This is a genomic window from Bacteroides congonensis, from assembly GCF_900130125.1.
Lineage (GTDB): Bacteria > Bacteroidota > Bacteroidia > Bacteroidales > Bacteroidaceae > Bacteroides > Bacteroides congonensis.
The window spans coordinates 410216-423530 of record NZ_FQXY01000010.1 but is presented as its reverse complement, the minus strand read 5'-3'; the positions used below and the strand labels follow the sequence as shown (position 1 = coordinate 423530).

9 protein-coding genes and 1 tRNA gene are annotated in these 13315 nt (G+C 41.6%); 3 read left to right on the top strand and 7 right to left on the bottom strand.

Annotation, left to right across the window (positions count from 1 at the left end; translation table 11 throughout):
- Positions 1-5: 5 nt before the first annotated feature.
- Positions 6-2894: a helix-turn-helix and ligand-binding sensor domain-containing protein gene (locus BQ7997_RS13160; protein WP_073346831.1), complete on the top strand. Its 2889-nt coding sequence runs from the start codon at positions 6-8 to the stop codon at positions 2892-2894.
- A 146-nt stretch (positions 2895-3040) separates the two neighbouring features.
- Here the strand turns inward: BQ7997_RS13160 and gyrB are convergent, their stop codons facing one another.
- From gyrB to BQ7997_RS13135, 6 genes are all read right to left on the bottom strand, one after another.
- Positions 3041-4999, bottom strand: a complete 1959-nt coding sequence (gene gyrB, locus BQ7997_RS13155; protein WP_073346830.1) for a DNA topoisomerase (ATP-hydrolyzing) subunit B — start codon at positions 4997-4999, stop codon at positions 3041-3043.
- 199 nt (positions 5000-5198) lie between these two features.
- Positions 5199-5453: a 30S ribosomal protein S20 gene (gene rpsT, locus BQ7997_RS13150; RefSeq protein WP_022136747.1), complete on the bottom strand. Its 255-nt coding sequence runs from the start codon at positions 5451-5453 to the stop codon at positions 5199-5201.
- A 43-nt stretch (positions 5454-5496) separates the two neighbouring features.
- A tRNA-Glu gene (locus tag BQ7997_RS13145) sits at positions 5497-5568 on the bottom strand.
- Between the two features lie 284 nt (positions 5569-5852).
- Positions 5853-7592 carry an ATP-binding protein gene (locus BQ7997_RS13140; protein ID WP_073346829.1) on the bottom strand — a complete coding sequence of 580 codons (1740 nt, stop codon included), beginning with the start codon at positions 7590-7592 and terminating at the stop codon, positions 5853-5855.
- An 824-nt stretch (positions 7593-8416) separates the two neighbouring features.
- Positions 8417-8665, bottom strand: coding sequence for a hypothetical protein (locus BQ7997_RS25375; protein WP_139260907.1), 249 nt, complete (start codon positions 8663-8665; stop codon positions 8417-8419).
- Positions 8666-8827: 162 nt separating this feature from the next.
- Positions 8828-9577: a hypothetical protein gene (locus tag BQ7997_RS13135; protein WP_073346828.1), complete on the bottom strand. Its 750-nt coding sequence runs from the start codon at positions 9575-9577 to the stop codon at positions 8828-8830.
- 330 nt (positions 9578-9907) lie between these two features.
- Between BQ7997_RS13135 and BQ7997_RS13130 the strand changes: the two genes are divergently transcribed.
- Positions 9908-10849, top strand: coding sequence for a hypothetical protein (locus BQ7997_RS13130; protein ID WP_022138739.1), 942 nt, complete (start codon positions 9908-9910; stop codon positions 10847-10849).
- Positions 10846-12039, top strand: coding sequence for an acyloxyacyl hydrolase (locus BQ7997_RS13125; RefSeq protein WP_022138738.1), 1194 nt, complete (start codon positions 10846-10848; stop codon positions 12037-12039). The genes BQ7997_RS13130 and BQ7997_RS13125 overlap by 4 nt, the downstream gene beginning before the upstream one ends.
- Positions 12040-12328: 289 nt before the next feature.
- On the opposite strand, the gene BQ7997_RS13120 is transcribed toward BQ7997_RS13125, so the two are convergent.
- On the bottom strand, positions 12329-13306 hold the full coding sequence (locus BQ7997_RS13120) for a FimB/Mfa2 family fimbrial subunit (protein ID WP_073346827.1): 978 nt from the start codon (positions 13304-13306) through the stop codon (positions 12329-12331).
- Positions 13307-13315: the final 9 nt, after the last annotated feature.

Below are 13315 nucleotides of genomic sequence, written 5' to 3'. Positions count from 1 at the left end.
ATACTATGAGAACGTTCTTATTAATTCTATCACTTTTATTTGTCCATAATTCCGCCTATTCCATCTATCCGATTGTGCGCAATTTTAGTAAGACGCATTATAAATCCGGTACGCAGAATTGGGATATTGTGCAGAATCCGGGTGGTTGTATTTACTTTGCCAATAACAATGGCGTGTTGGAATTTGATGGTAAGGATTGGGCAACCTATCCCATAGCCAACTATACCAATGTACGTTCAGTGTTTTATGATGCCGAATCCAGACGTTTGTATGCCGGAGCATTCAACGAGTTCGGTTATTATCAGTTGGATAATGCCGGGGGAGTTGTTTATCAATCTCTTATGCAGGCGTTTGATTCAATAAAAGACATTTCCGAAATATGGAAAATTTATAAGATTGAGCACTCATTCTATTTGCAGAGCAACCGGGATGTATATAAGTACAATGCGGATACCGTCCAGACTTATCATTTCAATCACAAAATAGATTGCTCCGCAGTGGTGCATAATTCCCTTTTAGTGTCGAATCGCGAGGAAGGGCCGATGATTCTGACCGGAAATTCATTTATGTCCCTGCCTTATACCGATGAGCTTATCGGTAAAAAAGTTTGTGCCATTTTACCTTATGAAAAGAACAAAATGCTGTTTGTTACTGATTTTCACGGAGTATATCTGTATGACGGAAAACATTTAGAACCTTGGTCATTGGATATTGATCCTTTTATAAAACAGAATCAAGTGTTCTGCGCGGCTACGGATGGCAAGTCGATAGCTTTCGGGACGGTGGCAAACGGGCTTTTCGTAAAGAACTTGTCTGATAATTCCACGCTGCATGTGAACACATTTTCCGGTATGCAGAATAATACGGTACTAAGTGTGGGATTCGACCGTTCGGGCAATCTATGGCTGGGCCTGGATAAAGGCATTGACTACGTTGTCATTAATACCCCTGAGTTTTCTTTATTTGGTTCGGAAAACTTATACGGTTCCGGTTATGCCTCGCTGGTCTATAAAGAAAAACTGTATCTGGGTACAAATCAGGGACTCTATTATATGGACTATCCCCTTACGAATCAGCAACAAACGGTCAAGTCCGTACAAGACATGAAAGGGCAGGTCTGGTATCTGACAGAGATTGATAATACATTGTTTTGCGGACACGACCGGGGCGTTTTTATTATTACGGGTGATCGTGCGGAACGTATCCCGCACGTAAATGGAACCTGGAAATTGGAACGTATGAAGAACCGTCCGGATTATATCCTCGGATGTTCTTATGATGGTCTTTTCTTTTTGCATAAACGTAACGGGCATTGGACATTTTCTCATTACCTGAAAGGCTTTAAAGAGTCGAGCGGTATGTTTGCCGAGGATAATGACGGTACGATATGGATGACCCATTGGATGAAGGGACTTTTCCGTTTAACCTTGGATGCACAGGCGGACTCGGTATTGAATGTAGAGTATTTTGCCGAAAATAGAGGATTCCCGACCAGCCGTAACAATTTGGTGAACGAGTTTAGAAACCGTATCATATTTTCTTCCGATGCCGGATTCTATAAGTTCGACCTTACCCGTAATAAGGCTGTCTTGTTTGATGAACTGAATAAGTATTTCGCAACCCTTCCCGCCGCTGCCCATCTATACGAATCCCCTTATGGTGACTTGTTTTTCATGTCCGGTACTATGCAAGCGGTTGCTTTCCGGAATCCCGACCAAACTTATACCCTGGATTCCATCTCCTTGAATTTCCTGCAGGACAAGCGTATATTCGGTTTCGAAAATGTAAACTGTATTGACAGGAATCATGTTCTGTGCAGTACTGAAAATGGCTTCTCCTGGATTAATCTCGCCAAAGTCCGTGCCAATGAAAAGAAACTGGGTAACGATGTATTTATAAAGAGTGTCTATCTGACCAATAACAATAAAGACTCTCTGATATATGGTTCCAGAGGTACTATTGAACAACAGTCCGTAAGAAAACTGCCATTTAAATATAATTCATTACGTTTCGAATTTGTCGTGCCCGAATTTGAGAAAGAAGATGCTGTGGAGTACAGCTATTTCCTCGAAAATTATGATAAGGAATGGTCTTCCTATTCAATGATTAATATGAAAGAATACACCAAACTTCCGCAAGGTGATTACACCTTTCATGTACGTGCCAAGAACCGGTTCAGACCGGGAGTTTCGGAAACCGCCTACCACATTGAAATACTCCCCCCGTGGTATCTGAGCTCGACTGCCTATTACGTCTATTTTATCTTGTTCGTCACACTCATATGGCTCTTGATACGTTTTGACAGGATGCGTTCCCGATTGAAGGAAGCAGAAGTGGAGTTTCGCAAAGAAGAAGAAATGCGGGAGCAGCAACTGCGGTTTGAAGAAGACGCCCGCAAGCGTGAACAGGAAATCGTCATGTTGAAAAATCAAACATTGGAATATAATCTGCGGCACAAATCCCAGGACTTGGCCACTTCTACGATGAACCTCATCCGTAAGAATGAGATCCTGCTTAAGATAAAAGAAGACTTGGACAAGCTCTATACCTATGTATCGGGTCGGGAAGACGAAGCAAAGATGGTGAAGTTATTAGGTAAAGTCCAGAAAGATATCCGGGAAAATATAGAGCATGATGATGACTGGCAGAAGTTTGAACATAATTTTGACATGGTTTATGAAGACTACCTGAAGCGGCTTGGCGAACGTTTCCCGCAACTGACAGTAGGGGACAAGCGGCTTTGTGCTTATCTGAAAATGGATTTATGCTCGAAAGATATTGCTCCGTTACTGAATATGTCAGTCCGTAGTGTGGAGATGGCGCGTTATCGCCTGCGAAAGAAAATGGAGTTGAGCCGCGATGTCAACCTGACAGATTTCCTGCAACACTTTTGAGGATGATTCATTGTGGCGGATCACTCCCTTTAGTATCGTTTCATCTCATAGGCAAAAGAAAAACGCCGACTGAAGGATGCTCCTTCGCCGTCGGCGTTTCCTCGTTGTAAGATGTGAGGTTGGTTTATAAAAACGTACTATTAAAATTATGCATCGATATTTGCATACGTTGCATTCTCTTCAATAAATTCGCGGCGCGGCCCTACGTCTTCACCCATCAACATGGAGAATACATAATCGGCTTCTGCTGCGTTGTCGATATTTACCTGTTTCAGCATACGGTTTTCGGGGTCCATAGTCGTTTCCCACAATTGCTGGGCGTTCATTTCACCCAAACCTTTGTAGCGTTGAGTATGAACAGCGTTTTCCGAACCGCCACCATACGTGTCGATGAACTTCTGGCGTTGTGCGTCCGTCCAGCAGTACTCTTCAACTTTACCCTTCTTGCAGAGATAGAGCGGCGGAGTAGCAATGTACAGATAACCGTTCTGAATAATCTGCGGCATATAACGGAAGAAGAACGTCATAATCAATGTGTCGATGTGAGAACCATCGACGTCGGCATCGGTCATGATGATAATCTTGTGATAACGCAATTTGTCGATATTGGCAGCTTTGCTGTCATCTTCGGTTCCGATAGTAACCCCGAGAGCTGTATAGATATTACGGATTTCATCACTCTCCAAAGCCTTGTGATACATTGCCTTTTCTACGTTCAGAATCTTACCACGCAACGGAAGGATAGCCTGGAACATACGGTTACGTCCCTGCTTGGCAGTACCACCTGCCGAGTCACCCTCGACGAGGAACAACTCGCATTTAGTCGCGTCCTTATCCGAACAGTCCGCCAGCTTACCCGGCAGACCACCGCCTGACATCGGAGACTTGCGTTGTACCATCTCGCGGGCCTTTCTTGCGGCGTGACGTGCGGTAGCAGCCAGAATCACTTTATCAACGATTGTTTTCGCTTCTTTCGGATGTTCTTCCAGATAATATGCCAGAACTTCGCCTACTGCCTGATCCACAGCACCCATTACTTCGTTGTTACCCAACTTTGTCTTGGTCTGTCCTTCAAATTGCGGTTCGGCTACTTTTACAGAAATAACGGCAGTCAAGCCTTCACGGAAGTCATCTCCCGAGATATCGACTTTCACCTTTTCAAGCATTTTGCTGTCTTCTGCATATTTCTTCAGTGTACGGGTCAGTGCACGACGGAAGCCGGCCAGATGAGTACCTCCTTCTATAGTGTTGATATTATTTACGTACGAGTGAACGTTTTCGGAGAACCCTGTATTATACATGATAGCCACTTCGATAGGAATTCCCTGCTTCTCAGAATTCAGATAAATAACGTCGTTAATCAAGTGTTCACGTGAAGACTCAATGAAACGTACGAATTCTCTCAAACCTTCTTCCGAGTAGAACTGTTCGCTTTTGAAGCTGCCGTCCTCATTCACTACCCGGCGGTCGGTCAGAGAAATGCGCAGACCAGCGTTCAGATAAGCCAGCTCACGCAAGCGTGAAGCTAAGATTTTGTAATCATATACTGTTTCTGTAAAGATACTACCGTCCGGCCAGAACTGTTGGCGGGTTCCTGTGATGTCGGATGTACCGACTTCCTTTACAGAATAAAGCGGTTTACCTATCTCGTACTCCTGCTGGTAGATTTTACCGTTACGGAATACTTGTGTTGTCATGTGCGTAGACAGTGCGTTCACGCAGGACATACCTACACCGTGCAAACCTCCGGATACTTTGTAAGACCCTTTGTCGAACTTACCTCCGGCATGCAGTACGGTCATGGCAACTTCCAGGGCCGACTTCTTTTCTTTTTCGTGGTAGTCAACCGGAATACCGCGTCCGTTGTCCTGTACTGTGATTGAATTGTCTTCGTTGATTGTCACTTCGATATGGTCGCAATAGCCGGCCAATGCTTCGTCGATAGAGTTGTCAACGATTTCGTATACCAAGTGGTGAAGTCCCTTTACACTGATGTCACCGATGTACATCGCAGGGCGTTTTCTTACTGCTTCAAGACCTTCCAATACTTGGATACTATCCGCAGAATAAGACCCGTTATTGGGAGTGATTTGTTCTTCGCTCATAATTGCCTTTCTAACTTTAATAACAGAGCAAATATAGTGAAAATTGTCGACTTGGCGAAGAATAAATGGTGAAAAATGACGAATGAAAGTGGATTCTCTGCTTTCTTGACAGAACTGATAATCAAGTGTTTACAAACAAGAAAGGCCGAACTTTTGAAGTTCAGCCTGATGCTATGGTAGAATTGTTAAATTCTTGTTATTAAGCGAGCTTGTTGATGTAAAGAGCCAACTTAGATTTCAGATTGCTAGCTTTATTCTTATGAATCACATTTGTTTTAGCTAACTTATCCAACATCTTTGTAACGCCCGGATACATTGCAACTGCTTCTGCTTTGTCAGTAGTTGCGCGAAGCTTTCTAACAGCGTTTCTCATGGTCTTGCCATAATATCTGTTGTGAAGTCTTCTTGTCTCTTCTTGTCTGATTCTTTTCAGTGATGATTTATGATTTGCCATCTCGACTAATCTGTTTTTTTAGTTCTTTTATTCTTTTAACTTGTAGCCCGTGGGGGAATCGAACCCCCCTTTCAAGAATGAAAATCTTGCGTCCTAACCGATAGACGAACGGGCCATCCTATTGTTGCATTTCTGCTTTTGCTTTCTTGAAGCAGTGTTTGTTTCTCGATTGCGGATGCAAAGGTAGGAACTTTTTTTAAACTGACAAACAATTAGCGAAAAAAAATAGAAGAAAATTTCACTTTTCTTCTATTGATACCTTATTATATGCTGATATTCAATAAAATAAATGCCTTCTTCATGAATGAAAAATTTTCTCTCTTCTGCAAGAAAGCTGACGGACATGTTTTCACATATACCTTATTATATATAAGGAATGAAAAAACTTCATGATATTGTTCATGCTTCTTCTACTTTTACCAGTTTCCAGCCTTTAAACACTAAAACGATACTCTTCAATTCTGTGGTTCCCTTATCTTGCAGAATCCATTCACTTGCTGCATACTGTTTCAGTTGTGTTTTGGCATCGACTGTCAATTTCTCTATTTCCATATCGGCGGCATCACGTTTGGCATATTTTACTTCGATACAGTAACTGTACGCCATGTCGGGAAGTTGCAGCAAGCGGGGCTGTAGAAAAATATCCGCGTATCCTTTGTTGCTTTCGTATTCGGGGCGGGCGATATAATAGTGTGTCAGTCCCAGATATGATAAAATGAAGGTCTTTACATAAGCTTCCCCCTCTATAAAGTCTCGGATACTGCTCTGGCCGTTCAGGCGGTCGGCAATGTATCTGAAATAATTTTCCCATTCTCCTTTATATGCCATTCGTTTCATGAGATCTATCAATTTATCTATTTCAAGATAAAGGTTAGCAGTATCTTTATAGATGTCCGCCATATAACCGTAAAGTTGCTCACGTACTGCCCAGTTGGGAACGCTTAACACAGGCTCGCCCATTTCCATTCCACTGATGGTGAGCATGCCATAATAATAAAGCAGGCTCTTGAAGTTCCTAGGCTTGACAATGTCTTCAGCAGGGAAACTATCAGCAATAATTCCAGTGGTAGAGCCATTTTCTACTATCTCTTGAACGACACTTGCGTTTTCTCCAAAAGTCTTGTCAACGTGGATAAGATGGCGTAACTTATTGTAGTCCGTACGGATATTTGCATCAAGCATATTGTCGGGAATATGCTTGTTCAGCAAATAGCGGTTCATGAAATAGAGCACCATATCCGAGTTGTACATAGACGGTTCATCCAGTGACTTTGTAGAGAAGCAGTAATTGTCGTACCATGGTTTCATGATTCCTATTAATTCATCCGTGGTATGCGGTAATTCTGTTCTGCTTTTGTAGTAATCTATTAGAGTGCGTACTTCGTATTCATTGAAACCTATTATGTTATTGAACACAGAGTTGCTACTGTAATTATCCGCTATGTTGAATCCACTGGTGAGGTCATCCATTGTTACAGGGCTGACACCGGTGAGGAAAATACGTTCGATTACAGAGTTTGAATAGTCTTTCACTACTTTCAGAAATCCTCGGAAAAAGCCGTTGCCATGAGTGATGCTGTGGTAACGTTCGTTGCCGTAATCCACCAGAATGTTGTTAGCAAAGTTATCGTATTCGTCGAGGATGAGATACATTTTCAGCCTTTTGTTTTGAGCGGATAGGCATAAGAATCCTAATACTTCATCTGCAGTGTCATATTTTTCAAGTTCTTCCACTATATCTTCGCCTAATAAGTGACTGTTATCTTTAGCAAAGGCACGCATGACCATCTTGCAATAGGCATTAAATTTCTGTTCCAGCTGTTCCAAGGTAGTGGCTACGCTGCTAAAATTGAGTTTTAGCACTAAATATTTATTCCGGTTGGGTGTAGGGTGCTTGCCTATATATAGCCCGCCAAAGATTTCTTCGAACTTATCTTGCTTGTTGATATCATAGTAAATGCCGAGCATGTTCAGAAAAAGGCTTTTCCCGAAACGGCGGGGACGGACGAAGAAGAAAAAACGACTTGTGTCTTCTACTAAGGCAATATAATGTGTCTTGTCTACATAGTAATAGTTATCACTGATAATAGACTCGAAGTTCGTCATCCCATAAGGTATTTTCTTTATTGCTGCATCCATAACCGCTCTATTTTTATAGTTGAGAACAAAAATAGCTTATTTTCTTCGATTCGGCAATTAATGAGATGTTTATTCTTGTTCTTTATTCTGTTGCTTTACCGTGTTGATATGAGCTAATTCGATTTCAGAACTAAACACGCACTCCAAACAAAAGTTTTCACGATTTACCCTCATACCCTCATAAATTTCTTCAAATCCTTTATTCATCGTAGCTTCAGCTATGAGAGCAGGTCATGATAGCACCCTGAGAGTAACTTTTGCTCTCAGGGTATTATCATCCCATCCCCCTATAAAACATAGGATATACTAACGGGATATTAACGTTATCTCTTCGGTATCCTTTCGTTAGATTACCGATATCACTAATTCGTCACGGCTGTGACAAATTCCTACCACGGCTGTGAAGAGAACCTACCATGGCCGTGACGAATAGTTACCACGGCCGTGGTGAGATAACAATACCGGTAATCTAATGGAAGAATACCGGCAGCCTAACGCAAGGATAAAGGCAAGATAACTAACACTTCCTTACTTCATAACTTATGTTTCCCTAAACAACATAGACAGGGAACCCACATTAAAGCACAACGTACTGAAATAAGTTAAACAGAATAGAAAAGATTCAAAACCTGTACTGATTTAAGCCAATCCATCTGATACACTGATGACTCAAATATCCAATTATCCGAATCTAATCCTGTCGATGCTCACCAAGCGGGGGATATAGATTCATCACGTGGGCAAAAGTGGGTGGCACATGGGCTTAGGGTTGTTTATCTGTGGGCTTAAAGTCATCGGCAGGTGGGCTGAACAGGACAGAGCCTCTATTCTGGCGAAACAGAGGCTCTGTTTAAATGAAATGCAAGCTCCGTTTCGCTAAAACAGAACTTGCATTTATTGAATGAAGGCATATATGCTAATACTTCCGGAAATCTTTTATCACCAGAAACAATGATTTTACCATTTTCCAAACCATCATTCATTTCTATTTCATAAATTAAGGGAGAGTTTTCATCAGATAATGTTCTTGTTTGTCCCGAAGCATTAAGTCGATATTGGCTTTTTATACCCAAAGTTACTCCGTTCGCTCTTGTTTCAGGACTGGCTGTAACTGATTTTTCTCATAATACTTTTTTATTTACTTAATTTTATGTTTACTATTTACCTTGTCTTAGTTTTAATACTTGGTTACAAGTATACAAGATGTTAATAGTAACAGTTTCATTTTATTGCAATCAATCAAAAATAATTCCTCCTGGTGGAATTATTCCATTATTCTTCCAAACATGATTAACCTTTACTTCTGTGATACCGGCATCAGGATATCGTCGTTGATATTTTTCTGTTTTATCAGCTTCTATGATATATCCGTGTGACATTCCAGTTACAAATTTGAAACCATATTTTTCTTTTTTTCCGTCATGCATTAAGGTTAAAGAAGTAAGGTTCCATTCGTATAATCCTTCATAAGATATGTCTGAAATCGTTTTTATTGTGAACTTTCTCGTATCCTGATTAAATGTATAAGTTGCGCCAATAAAAGGTTCACTTTCTTCTCGCAATTCTTTTTCTATTTCCGGGGGGATTCTTAGGTCTATTGCTTTTATAGTTATTCCCGGATATCCAGGGCTACCTTCTTTTAATGGAATCCCCCAATCTATGATTTCCGGGCTGCTGAAATATTTTACATATACGAATATCTCACATAATATTTTATCATTATCCAGAAGCCGTATCATGGTACTTCCACTTTTGTGTGTAGTGATGCAGATACCTGTTTTATCAATAGTTGCAGTTGCAATTTCTTGATCTTCAGACTGTAGTGTACAGTTGCAGTGGGTTAAGTCAGTTTTGATACTAATATGTGACGTTTCTCCTTCCCATATGGAAATCGATTTCTTTTCCGGTTCGTATGGTTCTTCCTTGGAACAACCATACGAGACTATAAATAATGATGTGATAAGTAAAAAATTAGCAAATCTCATATTTCTATTATTTTTTCGTTATATTATATAACATGGTCATTTCTTGGGTGTAATATGCTATGTTTCCATAATCAGTCTTGAATATGGTATCACAATCATCCTGATAGCAGAAATGTAGATATGAACAGTATATAGATAAGCTTTTTCATTAGTTTGTGTTTATTAGTTCGTTGTAAAAGTAGTCTTTTTTTCTATATGGTGTTGCTTAATCAAATTTTATTTAGAAGAAATTCTTTTATTAGATTTGAATATTAATTGAATACAAGGTGCTGAGTTTTAAAATTTATATACTACTTTTGTCCCCAACGAAAACGACAAAAGGACAATGGCATGAAAAAGTGCATAGACTTAACGGCATATCTTCTTATTCTATTGGTATTTTATAGTTGCAACGGGGATGTATTTGTTGACGATTTCCGGTCTTCTGATTCCGAACTGATTTTGGATGGAAACGGTGATGTCGCGGTAATCCGGTTTGCGTCTTCCAATTGGGATTATTTGCAGATATATACTTATGAAGAAAACTTTTCTTATTCATATGAAATCTATGATGTGGATGGTCAGTTGATAACAATAGAGCAATTTCCTTATCTGAAAGGATTGGGAAAGATTGTTTGTAATGAAGAATTGATTGGTTTCACTGTCGATCGCAGTAATCCCAAAGAGCTGAAGATAACAGTGGATGAGAATGCCCGCTCCACTCACTTTCGATTCGAAATCATAGCGAGCAACGAATATGAGTTTCAGGAAATATATGTTGATATTTCGCCGTCGGACAGGTATGTGTTCGATCATATCACTTACTCTTTGGATGCGTATTCTTACGCAAAGAAAACAGAGAAACAAAGGAGCTTTGTGCAATCTAATGGTTGGGATATTCCTTATCCCTATCTCTTATCCCCATACGAGAATGCTCGCTATGAAGTAATATTCAAAAGCGAGATGCCCGGGGCTTTTCAACTTTTGGGAGAAGGCAATTTGACAGTAGAAATACCCGATATGAAAGGCGGATATTTGGGACTGAATGGTACGCAAGCACAATATTCTTCCATACAGCAAACACTGTCTCTCCCCAATACGGATCCGATAGAAGTTCCTATCCCGGCCTATACTACTCAGCGTATTACTCTATGGATGGATTATGAATGGTTTGAAACGAGATATACTCTCTATGCCGTTCATCCGAAGACAGGAAGGCAACGGAGTATCACCGGCATGTTACAAAGTAAAATGCCCGGAAAATATGAAATAGAACAGAAGGATCTCAAATGACTGGAAATATGAATATAGGACGGTTATTGTCTATTGTTTGCCTGCTGGCGTTTCTGGCAGTTGGCGGGAAATCAGGAGCGCAGATAGTCGGGAAGCATGGGATTGGCTTGGACGTCCGTCCGGGCTATGTTGTTCCGACAAACAGTTTTCTCGAAGGAGATAATTTGCAGCAGAAAATCATCGAACAATCGCTCTCCCTGCATCTGAAGTATGCTTTCCAGTTTGGTAAAGATTCCCGATTGGGCAGAATGTATCCTCATGCCTATCAGGGGATCGGTGTTTCGTATAATACTTTTTACTGTCCTGCCGAGTTAGGAAATCCGGTGACGGTATATGCCTTTCAAGGGGCGCCCATAGTACGGCTTTCGTCCCGTCTGTCGTTCGATTATGAATGGAACTTCGGAGCTTCTTTCGGTTGGAAGAAATATGATGAACAATACAATCCGCAGAATGAGGTTATCGGTTCTAAAATTAATGCATATATCAATTTGGGGCTTCTTTTGAACTGGCAGTTTCATCCGCAATGGAAGTTGGCGGCAGGGGTGGACTTAACGCATTTCTCCAATGGAAATACTCATTATCCCAATGGGGGAATCAATATTATCGGTGGGAGAGTAGGCATTGTACGCACCTTTGGCGATACGGATGATGCGTCCGGAGCGATAGCTCCTGAACGGTTATTCATAAAGCCGCACGTCAGTTATGATTTGGTGATATATGGTGCTACCCGCAAAAGGGGATTCGTTAAAGACAATGTGCCGAGTCTGGTACCCGGTTCGTTTGGTATCGTGGGGCTCAATTTTGCTCCGATGTATAATTTCAATAACTATTTCCGGGCGGGACTTTCTGTAGATGCGCAGTATGACGAGAGTGCCAATATCAAGGACTATAAACTGGAAGGAAGCTATATGAACGATATAAAGTTCCATCGTCCTCCTTTCCGCGAGCAATTTGCGGTGGGGTTGTCCCTTCGGGCGGAACTGGTGATGCCGATTTTCTCAATCAATGCCGGAATTGGACGAAACCTGATATGCCGTGGGGATGATACGAACGGTTTCTATCAGATTCTGGCTCTCAAGACTTACGTCACGCGCCATTTGTTTCTGCATGTAGGGTACCAGTTGAGCAAGTTCAAAGACCCTAATAATCTGATGTTAGGGATAGGATATAGATTTCATGATAAAAGGTGAACAAGCTACGGTAAAAGATGAATAAACTATGGTAAAAGATGAACAAGCATCCCGATTATCCATAAACGAGTAGTGCACCCTTTCCTCGCTCGGAAAGAATGCACTTAACACAAACAAAACAAACAAACAATAAAACGGCTTCTCAAGGGTTATGCCGTTTTATCGGGCATTTTGCATATAGTGGGAAACATTATATGCGAGAGGGCGAAAGCCCGCTCGGGTACTTCACAGCAGCCTTTCTTTATACATCTCACCAGTATATTGTATATAAACTTATTTATCAGTCTCTTTACGACTCCAGTTCGGAATCATTCAGCCGTATACTCCACCCGTTTACTTTCATTTTCGGACATATCCGCGGGATTCCCGTAGTTGACGACTTGATGAAGAACAGGAGAGTGTAAGAATCCTGCCGGTCAAGATATTCCTGGTCGCCTATATCACCTATATTATCGGGATAGATTTTTGATAACAATAAATATTGGGTGAGTGGCAGGCGCAGGATCACCTGTCCGCTGGGTATATGCTTTATTGACAATGTCGTATCGTCTCCCTTCATGATGCGCAGTGTATTTAATCTGGCATGGATGACGGGAATCTGTCCGGACATTACAGACACTTCCTGCCGATACGGCAGATAACAGACCGGAGTCGCGTCGACAGGAGTATTTGTATAGTCTATTACGCCGTTGGCGGATTCCAAAGTGAAGGCGAAGTCCTCCTGTTGCAGGGGGAGATTGTCTTCATCCTGAAGGATACACGAGAAATAATTCGTGTTTTTAACCAGTTCGGCGGTGACGACCTGATATTCCTCACTGATAGTAATATTTTCAAGGCTACTGTGAAAGAGCGCGTTTAGTTTCCTGTCGGACTGGTTCTTCTCGTCACATGCCAGCGATATGTTCAGGGATTTCCGTTCCGTCCGTTCAGCTTTGAGATTTGGGAGCTGGTACGGATAGTCGGATGCTCCTCCCCATATGAGCAGGTGATAAGTCCCGGCGGGAAACGGCACTCTTACCATGCAGTAGCTTTGATGTAATGTTATACTGTCTACGTCCAGTCGGTCCACATACTTGTCGTTCTTGTCGAAGGCAAGAATGGTGATGTCGCCTACTTGCGTAGGCGCGGCGTCCACGTTCAGGATGTTGTAGGTGTACGAGATTTTCAGCCAGGTTCCTGTCGGACAGTCTGACAAGTCATCGTTCACCCAGTCACAGGACGAGAACAGCGCGACAACGCAAATAATATGTAGTAGAAATGAACGCATTTAGATTGA